Here is a 21,445-nt window from a genome sequence, read left to right on the forward strand (position 1 = left end):
GGCTCGGCCGATCTGACCGGGCTTGCCGACGGCAACGTCACCGTCACCATCTCGGCCACCGACGCCGCCGGCAACAGCGCCAACGGCGCATCCGGCGCAACCGTGCTCGACACCACGGCCGACGAGGGCGGCGACCTCGCCGTCTCGGTCAGCGACAACCTGGTCGGCAACGCCGAGAAGACCAATGTCGCCTACACCGTGGCCGGCCTCGACGCCGGCGCCACGGCGACGATCACCTTCACCTCCAGCGGCGGCGGCGCGCCGGTCGTGCTGACCGGCGTCACCGGCAATGGCTCGGCCGATCTGACCGGGCTTGCCGACGGCAACGTCACCGTCACCATCTCGGCCACCGACGCCGCCGGCAACAGCGCCAACGGCGCATCCGGCGCAACCGTGCTCGACACCACGGCCAGCGCGACTATCACCATAGACCCGGTCACGGCAGACAATACACTCAGCGGAACTGAAGCGGCAGTCATGGTCTCGATCACGGGCACAGTCGGCGGTGACGTGGAGAATGGCGATGCCATCACGTTGACGGTGAACGGCCAGACCTACAACGGGCAGGCTCTCAACGGCGGCTTCAGCATCGACGTGAAGGGAAGCGACCTCGCAAAAGATGCCGACAGCAAGATCGAAGCCAGCGTGTCCGCCACCGACGCGGCAGGGAACACGGCTGTCGGGCAGGACACGCAAACCTACCTGCTCGAGCTCGACGAGGCTCCGGTCATCACGTCCGATGGGGGCGGCGCCACGGCGGCAATCTCGGTGCCCGAGAACGGGACCGCGGTGACGACAGTCGTCGCTACGGATGCCAATGCGGGAACGACCTTGCTCTACTCGCTCTCCGGCGCGGACGCAGGCAAGTTCCAGATCAGCTCGACAGGCGTGCTCAGCTTTGTCACAGCACCGGATTTCGAGTTGCCGGGCGATGCCGGCGCCGACAACGTCTACGATGTCGTGGTGACGGTTTCCGACGGCGCGCTGACGGACAGCCAGGCGATCGCTGTCACCGTCACCAATGTGTCCGGCAACTTCCCCGGCAACGGCGACGACGAGGTGCTGATCGGGACGGATGAAGAGGACACGATCGACGGAGCGGGTGGGAACGACCTGCTAAGAGGAAAGCTAGGCAAGGACATCCTCGACGGCGGAGACGGTTCCGACACGGTCGACTACAGCGACAAGACTGCATCTGTCGTGCTCACGCTTAACGGCAGCACGAATGCGACAGCCTTTGTGGGCGGCGTCGAGGAAGACACGGTCAGGAACATCGAGAACATAATCGGCGGATCCGCCAACGATACCCTGACCGGCGACAGCAAGGCGAACGCGCTCAACGGTGGCAACGGCAGCGACCTGCTGACGGGCGGGGCAGGGGCCGATACGCTGGACGGCGGCGCAGGCAGTGACCGGGCATCCTATCATACGGCGGCAGCGGCGGTGATCGCCAGCCTGGCGAACTCGGCGAGCAATACCGGCGATGCCGCGGGCGACACCTACAGCTCGATCGAAAATATGACGGGTTCGAATTTCAACGACACGCTCACCGGTACGGATGCGACCAACAGCATCATCGGTGGAGGCGGACATGACACCGTCTTCGGACTGGGCGGAAACGACAGCCTGTTCGGCCAGGACGGCAGCGACGTTCTGGTCGGCGGGGCCGGCGCCGATGCATTGAGCGGCGGCGAGGGCAGCGACCGTGCGTCTTACGAAACTGCGACGGCGGCCGTGGTTGCCAGCCTGACGAACGCTGGCGCCAACACGGGCGATGCCGCAGGCGACAGCTACAACTCGATCGAGAACCTGACCGGCTCGGCCTTTGCCGACACCCTGACAGGCAATGCCAGCAAGAACAGCATCATTGGTGGCCTCGGCGACGACAAGGTCTTCGGCTTGGCCGGTGCTGACAACCTGTTCGGCCAGGACGGCAACGACGTCCTGGTCGGCGGGGCCGGCGCGGACGCCTTCAGCGGCGGCACCGGATCGGACACCGCATCTTACGAGGATGCGGCAGCCGCGGTCATCGCAAGTCTGGCCGCTCCGGCGGCAAACACCGGCGACGCGGCGGGCGACACCTACAACTCGATCGAGAACCTGACCGGCTCGGCCTTTGCCGACACGCTCACCGGCAACAACGGGGCGAACGTGCTCAACGGCGGCGACGGCAGCGACCTGCTGACCGGCGGAGCGGGTGCCGATACGCTGGACGGTGGCGCAGGCAGTGGCGACCGGGCATCCTATCATACGGCAGCAGCGGCGGTGATCGCCAGCCTGGCGAACGCGGCGAGCAATACCGGCGATGCGGCGGGCGACACCTACAATTCGGTCGAGAATCTGACCGGTTCGAATTTCAATGACACCCTCACCGGTACGGATGCGACCAACAGCATCATCGGCGGAAGCGGACATGACACCGTCTTCGGACTGGGCGGAAACGACAGCCTGTTCGGCCAGGACGGCAGCGACGTTCTGGTTGGCGGTTCCGGCGCGGATTCCCTGAGCGGCGGCGAGGGAAGCGATCGTGCGTCTTACGACACGGCAGCGGCTGCTGTAGTTGCCAGCCTGACGGCCCCGGCGGCAAATACCGGCGATGCGGCAGGCGACACCTACAATTCGATCGAGAACCTGACCGGTTCGGCCTTTGCCGACACCCTGACAGGCAGTGCCGGCACGAACAGCATCATTGCCGGTCTCGGCGACGACACCGTCTTCGGCCTGGCCGGCGCAGACAACCTGTTCGGCCAGGACGGCAACGACGTCCTGGTCGGCGGAGCCGGCGCCGATGCCCTGAGTGGCGGCAGTGGCAGCGACCGTGCGTCCTATGACACGGCGACGGCTGCGGTAGTTGCCAGCCTGACGAACCCCGGCGTCAATACCGGCGATGCGGCGGGCGACACCTACAACTCGATCGAGAACCTGACCGGTTCGGCTTTTGCCGACACCCTGACAGGCAGTGCCGGCACGAACAGCATCATTGGCGGCCTTGGCGATGACAAGGTGTTTGGCCTTGCAGGTGCCGACAACCTGTTCGGCCAGGACGGTAACGACGTTCTGGTCGGCGGAGCCGGCGCCGATGCCCTCAGCGGCGGTTCCGGATCGGACACCGCCTCTTACGAGGGTGCCATTTCCGCGGTCATCGCAAGTCTGGTCGCTCCGGCGACCAACACCGGGGATGCGGCGGGCGACACCTACAACTCGATCGAGAACCTGACCGGCTCGGCCTTCGCCGACACGCTCACCGGCAACAACGGGGCGAATGTGCTCAACGGCGGCAACGGTGCGGATCTGATCGTCGGAGGGCTCGGGAACGACACGCTGACAGGCGGTGCGGGGAGCGACAACTACTTCTTCAATTCCAAGCTGAATGGCAGCACCAATGTCGACACGGTCACGGACTTCTCCGTCGCGGACGACACGTTCCGGCTGGAGAATACTGGCGTCTTCACCGCACTGACGGTAACCGGCACGCTCGCCGCCACTGCCTTCGTCGTAGGGTCCGCTGCGGCCGATGCGAGCGACCGCATCATCTACAATTCGGCCACGGGAGATATCAGCTACGACAGCGACGGAACGGGCGCCAATGCGGCCATCCTGTTTGCCAAGGTCACGCCGTTGACGGCGCTGACCAACCTGGATTTCTTCGTGGTGTAGCCAATCGGACGCCTATGCTGCTCAATCCGGCAGGATAGGCGTCGCAAAGCGCAACGCGGCGCTGCCACGATAGGGAGCCAGGCCGCACGCGTAGCAAACGTCGATGTCACCGTTTGGCGAATGGGAGCGGCCTCTGCCGCACGCCGACGAAAGTCGTCCAAGGTTCCTTTGGGATGACCTAATACTGCCCCACCTCTATGGGGACTTAACCCCGCTGCTCCAAGGAACAGCGGGGCCAGCCTGAGGATCGACAGACAAGGCAGAATGTCCCCTACCCAGGGCGCGGGGCCGATTTATGAAATCGGTCTCGCGTTCTGATTGTAGCAATCGCAATTGAAAGGTCCATAGGCCGTCCTCGCTCAGGACATACGATACCAGTGGTTCCCGGTTGACGCGTCGTCGATTCCTACCCGCCTCGCTTCGACGCCCGGCTTCGAGTGACGGAGCGGTGCCAAGCTCGGTGCCGTCCTGGCGTGGGATCAGACCTTGAGAGTGGGGCGATCGCTAATGAAGGCCGTGCGAAGAAATCTCGACCCGGCGTCAACGCGGAACGCCCGGAAAGCAATGCCAAACCGCGCTTTTCGGCGGTCAAACGAAGCTGGAAACGCATTCTTTCGGTAAAGCGTCCGCTATACCTTTGAAATTAAAAGATATTCCAGACTTCACTGCGTTGGAAGCGAGCGCGCCGGAACGGCGCTGTTGTTGCCTCTCGGTCTCCGGGGACGGGGCGTGAAGCTGACCTGGTCGAGCCGCCTCCAGCACCACCAATCTTCCGGCCGGTAGTCAAAAAGATCAATCAATGCAAGGAACTCATCTCTGTCTGAGGCCGCCGGTGAACGTCTTGTTTTGGGAAGGGGCGGCCCGAATCGCCTGCATCTGACATGGAACGCCCGCCGCTCTGTTCGGAACGGCGGGCCTTACCAAGCCCGGCGTGCTGGTGGTGGGGATCAGGGCAACGAACACGCCGATTGTGGCGAGCCACGCTGGCACGTCTGGCCCGGAATCAAACTGATTTTCATCAATGGACTCACCTGCCAACTCAACTTTGGACTGGTTTACTGCCGGATTTCAGGCACTGCTCCAGGACAAGCAGGCATAGCTCGTTGCTCGAACTCGACAGAGCCAGGCAACGGCCGCTCGGTCAGGTTTTCAAGGACAGAGGAAAGCTCTCCATGGCCGGCTCGGATCGGGACTTGCCGGTGCAGGCCGCTGTTTCCGGAGGGAACGTCGCGGGGAGGCACGGGGCCAAGCTCGTCCTTATCCGTCGGAACGCAGGTATTACGGATCCCGGTACGGCGCGTCGTGAAACTCGATCTCCAGGCGCTGCGCCCTGCCGAAGATGGCGCTGAGGCGCGCACGCTCGGCCGGATCCAGGTGAGGCCCTGCCGCGTCGAGCTCGGCTTTCAACCAGAGCGCCTGCGCGGCAAAATCCGGATGCGCGTGAAGGTTCACCCATTCCCTCAGAAGCGGATCGCTGATCCGGCGTTCGCTCGCCTGCCGGCACCACGTCCAATACATCCATTCCGCGGCGAACATGGCGGCGACGGTGTCGAGATAGAAGCCGTCGCGCGCCATCTCCAGCATCCCGTCGCGGAAAGCCGCGACCTGCGGAATGTCCGTATCGAAAGCAGACGGATCGATGCCGCGGGCGGAAAATGTCTTTTCGAAATAGGCGATCTGCTGGTTGGCGAGCGCGTCGAGCACGCCGATCAGCCAGCGCTTCTGTTCGATCGTGCCGGCCTTGGCCGCCGCATAGGCGAAAATTGATATGGCCGTATCCACGAAGGCGGCTTCGAAGACCAGATAACGCTCGAACGCTTCTTTCGGCAGGCGGTCTTCCTTGATGTCGTTGACGAAACGATGATTGACCATCGCATCGAGCACATCCGCATTCTCGCGCAGGACCTGTTCGGACAGGGTTTCGCTCATCTCAAAGCTCCACGGCCGGGCGTGCCTGTTCCACAAAGGCCTTCACCCGGTCCGGATCGACGGGATTCCACCAGACGCCGTCCTTCTTCAGCGACGACGCGACGATGACGCCGTTGGTGCGTTTCAGGATTTCAACGATGTTGGACTTGTCGACCCCCGAACCGACCAGAAGCGGCAGATGTGTCGCGGCGCCGATCTGCTCGATCTCCTCCATGGTGGCGGTGTTTCCGGTTCGCTGGCCGGTGGCGATGACGGCATCCGCGTCGAAGAAGGCCAGGTCGCGCGTCAGTTCCTCGATCGTCCGGTCGGCGGTAATTGCATGCGCGCCGTGTTTTACATGGCTGTCGGCGAACACCTTGATGTGTTCGGCCCTCAGCAGCGAGCGGTAACGCATCGCCTCGGCCGCGCGCCCTTCCATGAAACCTTCGTTGGCGACATAGGCATTCGCCCACTGGTTGACGCGGATGAATTTCGCGCCGCCGGCCATGGCGATCGCGAAGGCCGGTATGGGCGCATTGGCGAGCACGTTGATACCCAGCGGCACACCCACGGCCCGCGCGATGCGATCGGTGACCACCGACATGAAGGCTGCGGTCTCATGGCCGATATCCTCCGGTTTCGAGAAGGGAATATCGCCATGGTTCTCGATCATCAGCCCATGCAGGCCGCCTCCGACAAGCGCCTCCGCGTCGCGCATGCATGCGTCGTAGACGGCGTCCATGGCCGCTCCGCGATAGCGCGGGGCACCGGGGAAGGGGGGACAATGGATCATTCCGATCAACGCCTTGTCGCGCCCGAAGATTTCCCTTATGGCGCCTGAATTATTGTCGGATATCGTCTGCATTTGCCTTCTCTCTTCGAAAGTCTGATATGCGTTCTTATGTGATCGGCAACGTCGCCATCGACGAAACCATTGCCGTTTCCTCCATGCCCGAGGCCGGCGCTTCCATTCTCGGCAGCGAGGAGACGCGCGACCTCGGCGGCAAGGGTGCCAACCAGGCCGTCGTCATGGGCCGCTGTGGCGTTCCCACCACGCTTGTCGCCGCTGTCGGCGACGATTTCCGCGCAGGCACGATCCGCGAGCAGCTTGCCGCGGAACCGGTCGATACGAATCTCGTCGCGCTTGCCGGCCGCGCCAGCGATTTTTCCATCATCTTCACAACCCCGGATGGCGAGAACGCTATCGTCACCACGACGGACTCCGCCAATACGCTCTCGCTCGACGACGCGCTCGCCGCCCTTGCCTCCGCCGGGCCGGGCGACCTCGCGGTCCTGCAGGGAAACCTCCGTGAAGAGGTGACCCGCGGCGTTCTTGCCGCGGCGAGAGAGCGAGGCATGGTCACCGCCTTCAATCCTTCGCCGCTTCGGCCATATTTCACCGGCCTTTGGCCGCTCGTCGACATCGCATTCCTCAACAGAGGTGAAGCAGAGCATCTTGCGGGCTCGTCGGGAGCCGAAGCCATCTCCCGCCTGATGGCCGCTGGCGTCGGCCGCGTCGTGCTGACCCTCGGCGGCGACGGCGCTCTGCTCGGCTCGGACAATGGGATCGAGCCGATCGCCGCCGTCGCGGCCCAGGCGATCGATACGACCGGCGCCGGCGACACATTCATGGCCACCGCGCTCGCCTCGGCTGTTCTGCGCGGCGTTCCGCTCGACCGGCGCGCGGTGGGCCACGCATCATCCGCCGCCGCCTTGACCGTCAGCCGTCGCGGGACGCGTTCCGCGTTCCCGACCCGCCAGGAGCTGGAAGACATCCTCGCAAGATGAGCGGCGCGGTCAGCGTGCGTCCGAGAGCCAGCCCAAAATATTCTTCCACAGGCGGCCATAACCTTCCCATTCGCAGAATGCCGGCGACAGCCAGTGCGGACCGATATCCGAGGTCCAGGCGGCGGTGCGGCCCTTGCCGAAGCTGCCGGTGACGAGCAGCGGATGGCCGCCCTGGTCGTCCGGCAGACGCGCGACGACCTCGACGTCGTCGCGCTCGCGCGGCTCGACCTCGTTGACGCCAAGCAGCAACGGCCAGTCGCCGCCGAGGCCGGCAACCGTTGCGTGGTCCGGCTTCACGACCACCGCGGTTGCGCCTTCCGGGATTTCGACGCGGTCGTCGTAAGGCAGGCATTTCACCGGCAGCACGTCTTCCACAGGCGTGCGCCGCCAGCGAGCCTTGCCGTCGATGCCTTGGAAGGAGAAATAGCCGCCGACCATCAGCAGGCTCCCACCTTTCTCGACCCAGGCCTTGATGAGTTTCAGCCGGTTCGGGACAGTCTTCGACTGGAGCCAGACGGCAGGCGGCAGAAGCAGCGAATTCGCGCCGATGTCGGAGAGGATGATGACGTCGTAGGGGTCGAGCCCGGCCATGTCGAACGGGAATTTTTCCACCGCCTCATGCGCGGGCATGTAGGTGAGTTCGTAGGCGCTGCCGTCCAGTGCCTTCACCAGCGGCTCGGCGCCCAGATGGAACGTGACGCTGCCGAACTGGTCGAAGCCTTTGTAGTGGGTGGCCGAGCTGACCCAGCTCTCGCCGACGAGAAGGACTTTTTTGGTCATCGTATTTTCCGTTTCTTATTTCTGTCGTTTGGTCGCCGTTTCAGCTTCCCGCCTCGAAGACCGATCGCGGATTGTCCCGCATGAGGATGCCGAGGCTTGCCTCGTCCACGCCGTGGCGGCGAAGCCGGGGCAGGAAATGGCGCAGGATGTAGCCGTATCCGTTGCCGCCGTACCGCGTCAGCATCATCTTCAGGAAGACGTCGTGTGAGAGCAGGATGCGGTCGCGGTGTCCGCGCTCGATGAGCTTGACGATCGCCCGCGCCGCCTCTTCGTCGCTCGGGCACTGCACCTGCTGATCGGCATAGAAAAAATCCATGCCGATCATGTCATATTCAACGAACGCACCACGCGCGGCGAGCTCGCTCTGGTAGTCGAGATCGTCATGCGACGGATTCATATGGCAGAGGATGGTGTGGCGCAGGTCCGCTCCCTCTGCCTCTGCGATGTCGAGCACCTTGTGGCCGAGCCGGAACCAGCCGGGCAGGTGTACCATCAGCGGCAGGCCGGTGCGCGCCTGCGCGCGGGCGGCACCCCGCAGCGACTTTTCTTCCTCCGCCGTGAAGTCGGAGGAAACGCCGATCTCGCCGATCAGGCCGATCCTGACGTCGGTGCCGTCCACCCCGACGGTGGCCTCCCGAACGATCTCGTCGGCGATCTGGTCGATACTCATGCCGGCCACCTTGGCCGGATGCGAGCCGGCCAGATAGTAACCCGCGCCCATGACGATGTTCAGGCCTGAGGCTTTCGAGATGCGGCGCAATGCTGCCGGGTCGCGTCCGATACCCTGGCAGGTGGGCTCGACCACCGTATGGCCGCCGAGTTTCGCGAACTCCCTGAGTTCGGCGATCGCCAGCGGCTCGTCGTCCAGCGTGATATTGTGCTTGTTGACGAAGGGATCCTGGCGCAGTTCGCCGAGGATCTCGATGCAGACGAAGCTGGTCGCGAGATATTGCCGCTCCGGCGTCTTCGGCGCATGCCACCAGCAGCGGCAGTCGTTCAGTATGTGCTCGTGCATCAGCGTGACGCCGAGCGCGGAAGCCTCGATCGGCCCCGCCACCGTCATCACCTTGCCCGAGCGCACATGGGCTTCCGAAAGATCGCTCGCCATCGTCATCGTTTCTTGCCGCCGAGGCGGAAACTGGTGGTGAAGATGCGGGTGTTGAGCCAGATCGCCACCAGGATGATCGCGCCAGTCACGATCTGCGTGAAGAACGGCGAAATATGCATCAGGATCAGTCCGTTGCCAATGACCGCGATGGTTAGCGTGCCCAGGATCGTTCCCAGGATGCTGCCGCGCCCCCCCATCAGCGACGTGCCGCCCAGAACCACCGCTGCGATCACCTGCAGTTCGAAGCCGACCGCCGCGTTGGAAGAACCGGACCCGAGGCGCGCGGCAATCAGCAGGCCCGAGATGGCACATGCCACGCCTGAGACGAGGTAGACGGACGCAACGATCCACTTCGCCGGCATGCCGACGCGGCGCGCGGCCTCGAGATTCGAGCCGACGGCGACGACCTGTCGCCCATACTTCGTCGAGGCGATCACCACATAGCCGACAATGGCGACCGCGGCGGCGATAAGGGCAGGGACGGGAATGCCGAGAAACTCGCCGCGGCCGAGCGCGAAGAAGCCCGGAACGCCGGTGATCGGGATCGAGTAGCCCTGGGTGAGATAGAGCGCGAAACCGCGCACGATGGACAGTCCCGCCAGCGTGACGATGAAGGCTGGTATGCCCTGATAGGCGACGAACCAGCCCTGGAGAATGCCCATCAGCCCGCCGAAGACGATCATGCCCACCACCACGACCGGCCAGGGATAGCCCATGGCAAGCACGATCGCAGCGACGGCGTTGACGAGCGCCACCTGCGACCCGACCGAAAGGTCGATGCCTCCAGTGATGATGACGAATGTCATCGCAACCGCGACGATGAGGATGGGTGCGGCCTGCCGTATGACGTTGAGGATGTTGCCCGCCGCCAGGAACGTGTCGGTCGTCGCCGCGAAGAATATGAGGCAGCCGAGGAAGAAGGCGGTGATGGAGAGTACCTGCGCATGCTCGCTTATGAAGTCGGCGAGCGGCGAGCCTGCCGCGCGTTCGGTATAGGCGGTCAATGGCGTTCTCCCCCGACGATGAGTTTCACGAGCTCTTCGAGGTTGGTGTTGCCGATGTCGCGTTCGGCGACCTTGGTGCCTTCGTACATGACGGCGATGCGGTCGCAGACGCGGAAGAGATCCTGCAGGCGATGGGTGATCAGAACGACGGACACGCCCTTGGCCTTCACCCGATTGATCAGCGCGAGGACGGCCTCCACTTCCGCGACGGCGAGCGCCGACGTGGGCTCGTCCATGATCAGAACCTTCGGGTTGAAGGAGGCGGCGCGCGCGATCGCGATGGCCTGGCGCTGACCGCCGGACAGTTTCTCGACCTTGGCGGAGAGCCGGGGAATGCGGATCTCCAGCGCGTCGAGCATGGCGCGCCCTTCCCGCAGCATGCGCGAGTGGTCGAGGAACGGCCCTCGCGTCGGCTCGCGTCCGAGAAAAAGATTGCCGACCACGTCGACATGGTCGCAAAGGCTCAGATCCTGGAACACCATCTCGATGTTGCGGGCGCGCGCGTCGGCCGGGCCGGTCAGGCGCACCTCTTCGCCGTCGATGGCGATCGTCCCGTCGTCCGGCAGATAGGTGCCGGAGACGATCTTGGTCAGCGTCGATTTTCCCGCCGCATTGTCGCCCACGAGGCCAAGGCATTCGCCCGGAAAAAGATCGAGGTCGACGCCACGCAGCGCCTGGTGCGAGCCGAAGGTCTTGCGGATGTTGCGCAGCGAGACGCGCGGCACCCGTTGCGAGCCCGGCTGCCGGGAGAGTTTTTCTCCCCCGGCCCCGGCGTTTGGTTGTGTTGCCTCAGGCATCACTTGAAGATCGCCCGGTAAGGTTCGACATTCTCCTTGGTGACGATCGTCACCGGCACCGCGATGTTGGCCTCCACCGATCCGCCCTCGGATAGCGTCTTCAGGGCGTCGACCGCGGCAGCACCCATCGCAGCCGGATCCTGCTGGATGACGGCCGCGACATAACCTGCGTCGATGCCGGCAATCGCCTGAGCGGTCAGGTCCCAGCCGAACAGCTTGACGGAAGATTGCTTGCCCTGGCTTTCCACGGCGGCGATGGCGCCCATCAGCGCGGGTTCTCCGGTCGCGTAGACGGCGGTCATGTCGGGATTGCCGGTTATCAGGTTCTCCGAGGCGGCGAGCGCGTTGTCCTGGATGTTCTGTCCGTCGACCACGCCGGCCTTGTCGATTCCGGCGGCGCCTTCCAGCGATTTTTCGAAACCTTCCTGCCGGACGTTCTGGATGAAGGAGTTCAGCGCGCCGACGACGCCGTACTTTGCCTTGCCACCCATGTTGGCCTTGACGTAGTCGAGGAAGAACGCGCCCATGTCGGCGCCGGCCTTGGCGTTGTCGACGCCGATCTGCGCCTTCTGCGGACCCTGCGGCAGGATGGCGTCGATGGCGACGACCGGGATGCCGGCATCTGCCGCCTGATGTACGGCCGGCATGATGCCGTTGACGTCGATGGCGACGACGGCGATTCCCGCCACCTTCTGCTGGATATAGGTCTCGATCGCGCTGTTCTGCGCCGCCGGGTCGTTGTTGGCATTGAAGATCACCAGCTTGATGCCAGCCGCGTCGGCGGCCTTCTGGGCGCCCTCGTTCATCTGGTTGAAGAACAGCGCCTGCTGGTTGATCTGCACGAGGGCGAAGGTCTTGTCCTGCGCCATCGCCGGACCGAAGGTCAGGCCGGCGAGCGCGGTCGCTGCCAAGGCGGCTGCGACGGTTCTGCGGGTAAAGGTGAATGTCATCGATCTATCCTCTGGTTGGTTGATCCGTTTCCGTTGCGATTATTGTTTCGGCGGCGGCGCAACGGAGCTCCGCACGACGATTTCCACGGGCAGCAGTTCCTCGCCATGCGAGGTTTCGGACTGCTCCCAATCCGTTTCGAGAAGAAGCGCCAGCGCGCGCTCGCCGATGGCGCGCACGGGCTGCCTGATGGCGGTCAGCGGCGGTGCGAAGAGGTGCAGCGGCCCGACGTCGTCGAAGCCGATGATCGAGAGATCCCGCGGGATCGAGACGCCCTGCGCCCGAAGCACTTCGATCAGGCCGATGGCGATCTCGTCCGAACTGGCGAAGATGGCTGTGGCCGGCAAACCCTCATCGAGGAAGCGCCGCGCCGCCTGCCGGCCGAACTCGACGGTGTATTCGCCGCCGTAGCGAAACAGCCGCGCTGCTCCCGCAGTGCCTTCCATCATCGCCTGTTCCAGCCCCTGGAAACGGCGGCGGGTGCTGATCATGCCCTCCACGCCGCCGACATAGAGTACATTTCTGTGGCCGTTCTCGGCCAGGTGCTTGCCGGCCAGGTAGCCGCCCTGCACATTGTCGCAGAAAAGCTTCGGCACGGTCGTGCCCGGCACGTCCTCGTCGACGACCACCACCTTGCCGGTGCGATTGATGAGGTTGGCCAGTTCGCCGTCGTCGGGGTGGTTGGTGACGAAGACCAGCCCGTCGACATGGTTGCGCTCCAGCATGCGGAGATAGGCGACCTCGCGGCCGGAGCGGTTCAGGGTCGCGTAGAGCGACAGCGCCTTGGCCTCGCCATCCGCCTTCTGTTCGACGGCGGCGACGAGGGTGGCGAAGAACGGATTGGCGATATCCGGAACGACGAGGCCGATCGTGTCGGAGCGGCCGCGGCTCAGTCTGCGGGCGTGCGGATTCGGCTCGTATCTGAGATCGGCAATGGCAGTTTCGATGCGCTGGCGTGTCTCCGTGGGGAGTTCGAGCGAGCCGTTGAGGAGGCGGGACACGGTGGTGACAGACACGCCGGCCGCGACGGCGACATCCTTCAGGCTCGTGGCTCGCTCCTTCGACATCTAAGCGTCCGACAATCGCAAGTTGCTCGGTAAAGCGGTTTAGTAAAGCGCTTTACCATTAAGGAGCGAAGCCTCCGCGGAGTCAAGAGGGTTTGCCCGCTGTCGACTATGCAGGTCGCCGCGCGGGGACAGGAAAAGTGATGGTGGTTGACTGGCCGAGCTGCAGGGCAGCGGCAGCGCCAATATCAGCCGGCGAAGCGCGGCTCCGGCACGCCCCGGACGCCGAGCCCAGTGATGGCGAACAGGCTGCCGCGCAGCACACCGTCGTGGGGGAAACGGGGCAGTGGCGGCTTCGCCATGGAGGTGACGTAGAGAATGTCGAGGTTCGGTCCGCCGAACATGACGCTGGTCACCTTCTTCACCGGCATGTCGATGACGCGGTCGACCGTGCCGTCCGGCGCGTAGCGGACCACCTTGCCGTCATAGACCTGCGCGTTCCACAAAAATCCTTCCGCGTCGACCGTCGAGCCGTCGGCGGCGCCGCCCCTGGAGGTGTCGATCTTGGTGAAGGTGCGGCGGTTGGAAACGCTGCCGGTATCCTGGTCGTAGTCGTAGGCCCAGATTTCACCCGACCACGAATCGGCGAAATAGAAGATATTGCCGTCCGGGCTCCAGCACGGGCCGTTGGAGACGATGACGCCAGTTTCCACTTGAGTGACGGTGAAATCCGGATCGAACCGGTAGAGCGCGCCATAGGGGCCGGTTTCCTGGCTGTCCATGGTTCCGGCGAAGAAGCGTCCCCGGCGGTCCACCTTGCCGTCGTTGATCCAGTTGGTCGGACGGTCGGGTTCGATCTCGGCGATGAGCGGGCATTCGCCAGTCCCGAAATCGAGCGCGTGGAAGCCCTTCGCCAGCGAGCAGATGGCGCCCTTGCCGTCCTTGCGGATAGCAATGGAGCCAACGCGCGACGGCACGTCCCAGGCGCGTATCTCGCTGCCTTCAGCCGTGGCGCGGAACACCCTCATGCCTGCGGCGTCGATCCAGTAGAGCCGCTGCTGCTCAACGTCCCACAGCGGACCTTCGCCCAGCGTGGTCTTCACGTCTACGACGACTTCGATCTTCATCAAGAATCCTCCCGAAATGGAAATGCTCAGCCGCGGAAGCGCGGCTCCTCGATGCCGCGCACGCCAAGGCCATGGATGGCGAACAGGAAACCCGCCTCGCGCTCGCGGTGGTATTCGTACTGGTGCGGCCGAGCCATCGACGTGACATAGGCGATGTCGAGGTTCGGTCCGCCGAAAATGAGGCTGGTGGTGGAATTCACCGGCAGGCCGACAATGCGGTCGACGACGCCGTTCGGATCGAAGCGGATCAGCCGGCCCGAATAGACCTCGCAGCTCCAGACAAAACCTTCCGCGTCGACGGTGGCGCCGTCTGGCAGACCGCGCTGCTTGTCGAAGCTGGTGAAGACGCGACGAGAGCGGACGTTGCCGGTCGCCGTGTCGTAGTCATAAGCCCAGATGAGCTTTCTGCCCGTATCGGCGAAATAGAAGGTCTTGCCGTCCGGACTCCAGCACGGTCCGTTGGAGCAGACGATGCCGGTGTCGAGCGTGTGGACGGACAGGTCCGGATCGAGGCGGAACAGTTTCCCCACCGGCTCGCTCTCCTCGAAGTCCATGGAGCCGGCGACGAAGCGGCCCTGCCGGTCGACCTTGCCGTCGTTCATGCGCGGCCGCAGCTCGCCGGGCTGGGTCTCGGCGATGCGCTCGGCCGCGCCGGTCTCGAAGTCGAATGTGTAGAAACCATCGCGCAGCGAGAGGATGGCGCCGCCTTTCTCGCGCAGCGCCATGGAGCCGATCGGCTCCGGCAACATCCAGCTCCGGCGATCTCCGCCCGAGGCGTCACAGCTATGGATCGCCGGCCCGTAGGAATCGATCCAGTAGAGCCGCTGCTCGCGGACGTCCCACAGCGGCCCTTCGCCGAGCTGGTCCGGCCGGTCGCTCAGGATCTCGATGCGCAGCATGATCTCCTCCGGGTCGCTCAGAAGGCGACCTTGTCGCCGCCCTTCAATTCAAGGATGGCGCGCGCCTCGTCCGGCGTGGCGACCTCCAGGCCGAGACCCTCAATGATCTTGCGGGCGAGGTGCACCTGCTCGGCGTTGGATTTGGCCAGCCTGCCCTTGCCGGCCCACAAAGAATCCTCCAGGCCGACTCGGATGTTGCCGCCGAGCGCCGCCGCCTGCGCGGCGATGCGCAACTGGCTGGCGCCGGCCCCCAGCACCGACCAGCGGAAGGCGTCGCCGAACAGCCGGTCGGCGGTGCGCTTCATATGGGCGACGTCTTCCGGGTGCGTGCCGATGCCACCGAGCAGGCCGAACACCGACTGCACGAAGAAGGGCGGCTTCACCAGGCCGCGCTCGGCGAAATGCGCGAGGTTGTAGAGATGGGCGATGTCGTAGCACTCGAACTCGAAGCGCGTGCCGTTGTCGTAGCAGGTCGCAAGGATGTACTCGATGTCCTTGAACGAGTTGCGGAAGACGAGGTCTTTCGTCGCCTCCAGATGCGGCTTCTCCCAGTCGAACAGAAAAGTCTCGTATTTGTCGGCGAGATGGTAGAGGCCGAAATTGATCGAGCCCATGTTGAGCGAGGCGACTTCCGGCTTGAATTTTGCGGCCGGCCGCACGCGCTCTTCCACCTTCATATAGGGGCTGCCGCCGGTGGTGATGTTGATCGCGGCTTTGGTGCCCTGCTTGATGCGCGGCAGGAAGCGCGCAAAAGCCTCGGGCGTCTGGTCGGGCTTGCCGGTTTCGGGGTCGCGGGCATGCAGGTGCAGGATCGCCGCGCCCGCCTCCGCCGCGGCGATCGCCTCGGAGGCGATCTGGTCGGGGGTGATCGGCAGGTAGGGCGACATGGTCGGCGTGTGGATGGCGCCGGTCACCGCGCAGGTGATGATGACCTTGCCTTTTGCCGTCGAGCCGCTCGACTTGCGGGTGGTCTCGTTCATTTTCCAAACTCCTCGTCGGATTTAGTCTTGTGCGCGGCCAGCGCCATCAGCCGGCGGTCGCGCCAGACCTGGCGCTCGACCAGTTTTTCCCTGGGCACCTTGCCGCGCCTGTCGGCCTCGACGGTCTTCATCACCTCGCCGGCCCAGTCGACGCGCCGCAGCATCTGCGGGAAGATGTTGGAGTAGATCGACTGGTAGCGCTCGACATAGTCGCGCACGCCGCCCGGCGCGTTGAGGTCGATGGTCTCGAACGGCCCCATGAACGACCAGCGCAGCGCCAGCCCGTCGCGGATGCCGATGTCGACATCCTCGACGCTCGCATAGCCGTCGGCCACGAGCCGGAACGCCTCTTCGAGAAGCGCGCCCTGCATGCGGTTCATGATGAAGCCGTCGAGTTCGCGCTTCATCACCAGCGGCGCATGGCCGGCGGAAATGAGGAAGGCGCGGGTCTTTTCAATTGTCTCGGGTGAGGTCCACGGCGCCGGCACCACTTCGGCGGCGGGAACCAGATAGGGCGGGTTGATCGGATGCACGACCAGGCAGCGATGGCGGCCGTCGAGATGCTCGGTGAAGGTCGACGGCAGCAGCGCCGAGGTCGAGGACGCGATCACCGCGTCGGGTTCGGCGGCGGCGTCGATACGCGAAAAGATGTCGCGCTTGATGTCGCGGTTTTCCGGCGTGTTCTCCTGGATATGGGTCGCGCCCGCAAGCGCCTCGCCGAGATCGGCGACGACGGCGATGCGGGAAAGCACCTCGTCCGGTGCCTGTCCGCGCAGCAGCTCGTTGGCGGCGAGATCACCGAGCACGCCGGCGATGTAGCCGCGTGCCCCTTCGGTGGCCTCGGGCAGATGGTCCCAGAGCCTGACCTCATGACCGGCGCGGGCGAAACTGATCGCCCACGCCCGCCCGATGAAGCCGCTTCCAACGATGGTTACCTTGGTCATGTCCGATCCTCACAACGTCTCGACATTGCCGTCGACGCCGAGCGACTGGCCGGAAATGTTGAAGCCGGCATCCGACAGCAGGAAGGCGACTGTCGCCGCTACGTCGTAGGGGCTGGTCATGCGCCGCAGCGAGATGTTCTGCAGGTAGCGGCCGGTCATCTCCTCGTGGCTGATGCCGATCTGCTTTGCGCGCGCCGAGATGACGTTCTCGATGCGCGGCCCCTCGATGATGCCGGGCAGGATGGCGTTGACACGGATGCCATGCGGGCCGAGCTCCTTGGCAAGACTCTGGGTGAAGCCGATGACGCCGAACTTCGCCGCCGAATATGGGGTGCGGAAGGCGTAGCCGTGGCGGCCGGCGGCCGACGACATGGAGACGATCGAGCCGCCGCCCGCCGCCTTGAGCAGTGGCACGGCGCGCCGCGCGCACAGGAACTGGCCGGTGAGGCCGATGTCGAGGCAGCGGCGCCAGTCGTCCGGCGAGATCTCGTCGACCCCGCCGGTCGGCCCGGCTATGCCGGCATTGTTGATCAGCGCGTCGAGCTCACCGAACGTCGCTTTCACGGTCTCGAACAGGCGGTCGACGTCGGCCTCGCTGGAGACGTCGGCCTTGACTGCGGCTTCGACCCTGACCTTGTCGCCGACGGAGGCCAGCGCCTCGTCAGACACGTCGCAGACGACCAGCCGCGCGCCGAGCTTCGCCAGCGTGTCGGCGATCGCCAGGCCGATGCCGCCGGCGCCGGCGGTGATCACCACCCGCTGGCCCTTCAGGCCGCTCAGAAAATCCTCGGCCGAGTTCGGCGCATGTGAACTCATGACGTTCCTTCCTTCAATGCTGGCGCCGTTCGCGCAGCGCCATGACGGCACCGAGAACGACCAGACCGTAGAGAATTGCCCGCGTTGCATAAGGCAGCGTCGTGCCGGCGAGCAGCATCTGCAGCGCAGTGAGCAGCAGCACGCCGCCCAGCATGCCGAGATAGTGGCCGCGCCCGCCGGTGATCAGCGCGCCGCCGACAACCACGACCGCGATGGACGGGAGCAGATAGTCGTCGCCCATGCCGAGGCTGGCCTGACCGGAGAAGCCGGTGAGCATGATGCCCACCAGCGCGGCGCAGACGGCGGATAGTACGTAGACGAGGATCAGCGTCTTCTCGACGGCGATGCCGGAAAGCTGCGCGGCGCGGACGCCGTTGCCGATGCCGTAGACGCGGCGGCCGAAGGCGGTGCGGCCGAGCAACATGACGGCGGCGGCGGCGAAGGCGACCAGGAAAAACACCACCGGGGTGATGCCAAGAATCCGGCCGGTCATGAACCAGCGTAGCATCGGCGAGGAGAAGCCGGCCGGCGTGCCCTGCGAGTAGAGCAGGGCGAAACCTTGAAGGATGCCGTTGGTGGCGAGCGTCATGACGATCGGCGAGATGCCGAGATAGGCGATGCCGACCCCGTTGGCGAAGCCGATCGCCACCGCCATCAGCAGCACGGTGGGCAGCGCATAGAGGAGGGCTGCGTCCGAACCGTTGACCATGCCGGCGAGGATGATGCCGGAAATGCCGATGGTCCAGGGCACGGAGAGGTCGAGCCCACCGGTGAGGATCACCGTGCCCTGGCCGAGCGCCAGGATGGCGAGGAAGGAGGACAGGACCAGCAGTGAGTTCCAGTAGCCGGGATTGAAGATGGCGCGCCCCAGCCAGAACTGGGTGACAACGACCACCACCAGCAGGCACAGATAGGCCGGCAGCGCATAGCGCAGCGTCTCGGCGTGGCGGATGTGGAAGGGCGGCCGCACCGCCGCTGCCTTCGTCTCGCGCGCCGGAGCGGCGATGCGCAGCCGCCGGTCGGCGCGGTCGAGCTGCGACGGCAGCATGCCGGCGCGCCAGGCGGCGAAGCGGGCCTTTGCGGCGCGAAGCTGCTGGGCGAGCACCGAGCCATGCGAGATCGAGCCGGCCAGTACGGCGAGGATCAGGATCGCGCCCTCGGCGATGGTCGAATAATAGGCCGAGACGTTCAGCACCAGCAGGATGTTGACGACCATCATCAGGATGTAGGCGCCGAAGACAGTGCCGACGGGCCCGCCCTGGCCGCCGCCGAGCCTTGTGCCGCCAACCACCACCGCCGCGAACATGGAGAGCAGTAGCGGATTGCCGACCAGCGGGTCACCGCTGCCGGTCTGGGCGCTGATGAAGACGCCGGCCACCCCGTAGCAGCCGCCGGCGATGACGTAGACGAGGAATTTGGTCAGTACGACGTTGACGCCGACGGCCGCAGCCGAATCCGCGTCGCTGCCGATCGCATAGAGCGCGGTGCCGAAGCGTGTGCCCTTCAGCCACAGCCACAACAGCAGCACGACGCCGATGACCACCAGCGGCATCGGCAGCCAGCCGGGGATAGCGTCGCCGAGATAGAAGGCGCCGAGATCGGGCGACACGCCGCCGCCGGGCTTGTCCATGACCAGCAGGGTGACGCCCTGCAGGATGAACATGGTCGACAGCGTCACCACGATGGGCTGCATGCGGAGCACGGCGATGAAGAAGCCGTTGAAGGCGCCGACGGCAGCGCCGATGCCGATGCCGGCAAGCGTCCACAGGGCCACGCTGGCAGGCGCCATCGGGTCCATGCTGGAGGCGAGCACCACGTTGACCAGCGAGATGACCGCGCCGGCGGACAAGTCGAAGCCGCCCGACAGGATGACGATGGTCTGGCCGATCGCGGCGATCGCCGAGGTGGCGCCGCCTGACGACAGGAAGGAGATGTCGAAATAGGTGAGCGGCCCGGCGCTGACCCAGTCGACGATGAACAGCAGGATCGCGAAGACGGCCGCCGCGATCAGCGCGCCGCGGTTTTTTGCCAGCGCGCGGCGCAGCCCGAGACTGCCTGAGACGGAGGAGGGCAGGGCGGTCTCCGTCATGCCGCCACCGCTTCCCGGACGGGATCGTGGCCGAGCGCCGGGCGCATGATCGCCGGCTCGGTGATGGCATCGCCCTCGAGCTCCGCCGCGATGCGCCCGTCATAGAGGACCAGCACCCGGTCGGAGAGGTGCACCAGCTCCGGGATTTCCGTCGAATGCAGCAGGATCGAGCCGCCCGCCGCCACGTAGTTGCGCATCATCACGTAAAGCTCGTGCTTGGTGCCGACGTCGATGCCACGCGTCGGATCGAAGAGGAGGAGGATGCGGCTCTGCGCGACCAGCCATTTGGCGATGGCGATCTTCTGCTGGTTGCCGCCGGAAAAGGCGCCCGCCCGCGTCCACAGGGCGCGGCGGTCGACCTCGACGGTGGAGAAGGCAGCTTCGACCGCCTGCGTCTCGGCCGGTCCGTCGATTAGGCCGAAGCGGGTGAAGCGCGACACCACCGGCAGCGTGGCGTTCTGGCGCCCCGACAGCTTCAGGAACAGGCCTTCCGACTTGCGGTCCTCCGGTACCAGACCGATCGCCATGTTCGGTCGCAGCGCTTCGGCGGGCGAGGCGAGCCAGACTTTTCGGCCGTCGACCATGACGCTGCCGCGCTCGATCTCGGCCATGCCGAAGCAGGCGAGGAACAAATCCTGCTGGCCCATGCCCTGCAGGCCGGCCACGCCGAGAATCTCGCCTTTGCGCAGGTCGAAGGAGGCGCCGTCGAGCTTTCGGCCGACCTTGAGGTCGCGCACGCCGAGCACCGGCGGGCCGAAGGCCTGGGTGCTGTCCGGTTTCGGCGGAAAGGTCTGTTCGATCGAGCGGCCGATGATCTTTTCGATCACCTCGGCGTCCGAAATGGCATTCGCCGGCGCCGTCACGATATGGCGGCCGTTGCGCAAGATGGTGAGCGTGTCGCAGAAGGCGCGTACCTCGCGCATGCGGTGGGTGATGAAGACGATGGTCGTGCCCGCCGCCTTCAGCCGGGCGATGATGTCGCCCAGCCAGTCGACGTCGCGGCCCGCAAGCGTTGAGGTAGGCTCGTCGAGCAGCAGGATTCTTGGCTTGCGGTAGACGGCGCGGGCGATCTCGATTTTTTGGCGGACCGACAGTTCGAGCGTGCTCACTTCCGCGTCGAGATCGACGGAAAAGCCGAGGTCCTCGATGTGACGCTGCACGGATTTGCGTGCGGCGGCCCGGCGGACGAGGCCGGTAATACCCATCGGCGCATAGGGCAATAGCATGTTGTCGAGCACCGAGAGGTCGCGCACCAGGGTCATTTCCTGGAAGGCTGTCTGGATGCCGTGGGCATGGGCGGAGCGCGGCGAGGTGAGCGACGCATCCTTGCCGAAAATGCGGACATGCCCGTCGCTCGGCCGCATCAGTCCCGACAGCAGCTTGACCAGCGTCGACTTGCCGGCGCCGTTCTCGCCGAGCAGGGCATGAACGCTGCCCTCGGCGATCGGAAACGACACGCCGTCGAGCGCGACCGTCGGGCCGAACGCCTTGCGGATGCCGTCGATCTCGACCGCCGGAATCTTTTTGTCACTCGTCATTGCATCGGCTGCCGCGATTCGATCGGGTTCGACGAGGCGCGGCCGAACGGCCGCGCCT

Annotated in this window: 17 protein-coding genes; 2 read left to right on the forward strand and 15 right to left on the reverse strand. The window is 65.2% G+C overall.

All coding sequences use genetic code 11. The features are described 5' to 3' along the window. Positions 1–3,657: Ig-like domain-containing protein (locus tag RB623_RS25540; protein ID WP_308059935.1), on the forward strand; the 3,657-nt coding region annotated here is incomplete at its 5' end. 1,278 nt (positions 3,658–4,935) lie between these two features. On the opposite strand, the gene RB623_RS25545 is transcribed toward RB623_RS25540, so the two are convergent. Both RB623_RS25545 and RB623_RS25550 read right to left on the reverse strand, forming a co-directional pair. Continuing rightward, a complete protein-coding gene (locus RB623_RS25545) occupies positions 4,936–5,586 on the reverse strand; it encodes a TenA family protein (RefSeq protein ID WP_308059936.1) in 651 nt (216 codons plus the stop codon). Between the two features lies 1 nt (position 5,587). Beyond that, a complete protein-coding gene (locus RB623_RS25550; RefSeq protein ID WP_308059937.1) occupies positions 5,588–6,430 on the reverse strand; it encodes a BtpA/SgcQ family protein in 843 nt (280 codons plus the stop codon). A 26-nt stretch (positions 6,431–6,456) separates the two neighbouring features. On the opposite strand from RB623_RS25550, the gene RB623_RS25555 reads away from it, so the two are divergent. Continuing rightward, positions 6,457–7,353: a ribokinase gene (locus RB623_RS25555; protein ID WP_308059938.1), complete on the forward strand. Its 897-nt coding sequence runs from the start codon at positions 6,457–6,459 to the stop codon at positions 7,351–7,353. Between the two features lie 9 nt (positions 7,354–7,362). Here the strand turns inward: RB623_RS25555 and RB623_RS25560 are convergent, their stop codons facing one another. The 13 genes from RB623_RS25560 to RB623_RS25620 form a co-directional block, all read right to left on the reverse strand. Continuing rightward, positions 7,363–8,133, reverse strand: coding sequence for a glutamine amidotransferase (locus RB623_RS25560; RefSeq protein WP_308059939.1), 771 nt, complete (start codon positions 8,131–8,133; stop codon positions 7,363–7,365). A 40-nt stretch (positions 8,134–8,173) separates the two neighbouring features. Further along, positions 8,174–9,241 carry a phosphotriesterase gene (locus RB623_RS25565; RefSeq protein WP_308059940.1) on the reverse strand — a complete coding sequence of 356 codons (1,068 nt, stop codon included), beginning with the start codon at positions 9,239–9,241 and terminating at the stop codon, positions 8,174–8,176. Positions 9,242–9,243: 2 nt separating this feature from the next. Further along, positions 9,244–10,245, reverse strand: coding sequence for an ABC transporter permease (locus RB623_RS25570; RefSeq protein ID WP_308059941.1), 1,002 nt, complete (start codon positions 10,243–10,245; stop codon positions 9,244–9,246). After that, the gene (locus RB623_RS25575; protein ID WP_308059942.1) at positions 10,242–11,042 is read right to left on the reverse strand and encodes an ATP-binding cassette domain-containing protein; all 801 of its coding nucleotides are present in this window, start codon (positions 11,040–11,042) and stop codon (positions 10,242–10,244) included. Before RB623_RS25575 ends, RB623_RS25570 begins: the two co-directional genes overlap by 4 nt. After that, positions 11,042–11,992, reverse strand: a complete 951-nt coding sequence (locus RB623_RS25580; RefSeq protein WP_308059943.1) for a substrate-binding domain-containing protein — start codon at positions 11,990–11,992, stop codon at positions 11,042–11,044. Before RB623_RS25580 ends, RB623_RS25575 begins: the two co-directional genes overlap by 1 nt. Before the next feature lie 39 nt (positions 11,993–12,031). Then, positions 12,032–13,057, reverse strand: a complete 1,026-nt coding sequence (locus RB623_RS25585) for a LacI family DNA-binding transcriptional regulator (protein ID WP_308059944.1) — start codon at positions 13,055–13,057, stop codon at positions 12,032–12,034. A 185-nt stretch (positions 13,058–13,242) separates the two neighbouring features. Further along, positions 13,243–14,121, reverse strand: a complete 879-nt coding sequence (locus tag RB623_RS25590; RefSeq protein ID WP_308059945.1) for an SMP-30/gluconolactonase/LRE family protein — start codon at positions 14,119–14,121, stop codon at positions 13,243–13,245. Positions 14,122–14,147: 26 nt separating this feature from the next. Beyond that, positions 14,148–15,020, reverse strand: coding sequence for an SMP-30/gluconolactonase/LRE family protein (locus tag RB623_RS25595; RefSeq protein WP_308059946.1), 873 nt, complete (start codon positions 15,018–15,020; stop codon positions 14,148–14,150). A gap of 17 nt (positions 15,021–15,037) precedes the next feature. After that, positions 15,038–16,000: a 3-keto-5-aminohexanoate cleavage protein gene (locus tag RB623_RS25600; protein WP_308059947.1), complete on the reverse strand. Its 963-nt coding sequence runs from the start codon at positions 15,998–16,000 to the stop codon at positions 15,038–15,040. Next, positions 15,997–16,944, reverse strand: coding sequence for a 3-hydroxyacyl-CoA dehydrogenase (locus tag RB623_RS25605; protein ID WP_308059948.1), 948 nt, complete (start codon positions 16,942–16,944; stop codon positions 15,997–15,999). The genes RB623_RS25600 and RB623_RS25605 overlap by 4 nt, the downstream gene beginning before the upstream one ends. Before the next feature lie 9 nt (positions 16,945–16,953). After that, entirely contained in the window at positions 16,954–17,760 is an 807-nt protein-coding gene (locus RB623_RS25610; RefSeq protein WP_308059949.1) for an SDR family oxidoreductase, read from the reverse strand. A gap of 13 nt (positions 17,761–17,773) precedes the next feature. Continuing rightward, the gene (locus tag RB623_RS25615) at positions 17,774–19,849 is read right to left on the reverse strand and encodes an ABC transporter permease (protein ID WP_308059950.1); all 2,076 of its coding nucleotides are present in this window, start codon (positions 19,847–19,849) and stop codon (positions 17,774–17,776) included. Further along, positions 19,846–21,387 carry a sugar ABC transporter ATP-binding protein gene (locus RB623_RS25620; protein WP_308059951.1) on the reverse strand — a complete coding sequence of 514 codons (1,542 nt, stop codon included), beginning with the start codon at positions 21,385–21,387 and terminating at the stop codon, positions 19,846–19,848. The genes RB623_RS25615 and RB623_RS25620 overlap by 4 nt, the downstream gene beginning before the upstream one ends. Between the last annotated feature and the right edge of the window lie 58 nt (positions 21,388–21,445).

It is taken from the genome of Mesorhizobium sp. LHD-90, assembly GCF_030929505.1.
In the GTDB taxonomy this organism is placed as follows: Bacteria; Pseudomonadota; Alphaproteobacteria; order Rhizobiales; family Rhizobiaceae; genus Kumtagia.

Bases quoted from the DNA above. Each gene is read 5' to 3' on its own strand.
- RB623_RS25545 (WP_308059936.1), bottom strand. From the start codon at position 5,586: ATGAGCGAAACCCTGTCCGAACAGGTCCTGCGCGAGAATGCGGATGTG.
- RB623_RS25550 (WP_308059937.1), bottom strand. From the start codon at position 6,430: ATGCAGACGATATCCGACAATAATTCAGGCGCCATAAGGGAAATCTTC.
- RB623_RS25555 (WP_308059938.1), top strand. From the start codon at position 6,457: ATGCGTTCTTATGTGATCGGCAACGTCGCCATCGACGAAACCATTGCC.
- RB623_RS25560 (WP_308059939.1), bottom strand. From the start codon at position 8,133: ATGACCAAAAAAGTCCTTCTCGTCGGCGAGAGCTGGGTCAGCTCGGCC.
- RB623_RS25565 (WP_308059940.1), bottom strand. From the start codon at position 9,241: ATGGCGAGCGATCTTTCGGAAGCCCATGTGCGCTCGGGCAAGGTGATG.
- RB623_RS25575 (WP_308059942.1), bottom strand. From the start codon at position 11,042: ATGCCTGAGGCAACACAACCAAACGCCGGGGCCGGGGGAGAAAAACTC.
- RB623_RS25580 (WP_308059943.1), bottom strand. From the start codon at position 11,992: ATGACATTCACCTTTACCCGCAGAACCGTCGCAGCCGCCTTGGCAGCG.
- RB623_RS25585 (WP_308059944.1), bottom strand. From the start codon at position 13,057: ATGTCGAAGGAGCGAGCCACGAGCCTGAAGGATGTCGCCGTCGCGGCC.
- RB623_RS25590 (WP_308059945.1), bottom strand. From the start codon at position 14,121: ATGAAGATCGAAGTCGTCGTAGACGTGAAGACCACGCTGGGCGAAGGT.
- RB623_RS25595 (WP_308059946.1), bottom strand. From the start codon at position 15,020: ATGCTGCGCATCGAGATCCTGAGCGACCGGCCGGACCAGCTCGGCGAA.
- RB623_RS25600 (WP_308059947.1), bottom strand. From the start codon at position 16,000: ATGAACGAGACCACCCGCAAGTCGAGCGGCTCGACGGCAAAAGGCAAG.
- RB623_RS25605 (WP_308059948.1), bottom strand. From the start codon at position 16,944: ATGACCAAGGTAACCATCGTTGGAAGCGGCTTCATCGGGCGGGCGTGG.
- RB623_RS25610 (WP_308059949.1), bottom strand. From the start codon at position 17,760: ATGAGTTCACATGCGCCGAACTCGGCCGAGGATTTTCTGAGCGGCCTG.
- RB623_RS25615 (WP_308059950.1), bottom strand. From the start codon at position 19,849: ATGACGGAGACCGCCCTGCCCTCCTCCGTCTCAGGCAGTCTCGGGCTG.
- RB623_RS25620 (WP_308059951.1), bottom strand. From the start codon at position 21,387: ATGACGAGTGACAAAAAGATTCCGGCGGTCGAGATCGACGGCATCCGC.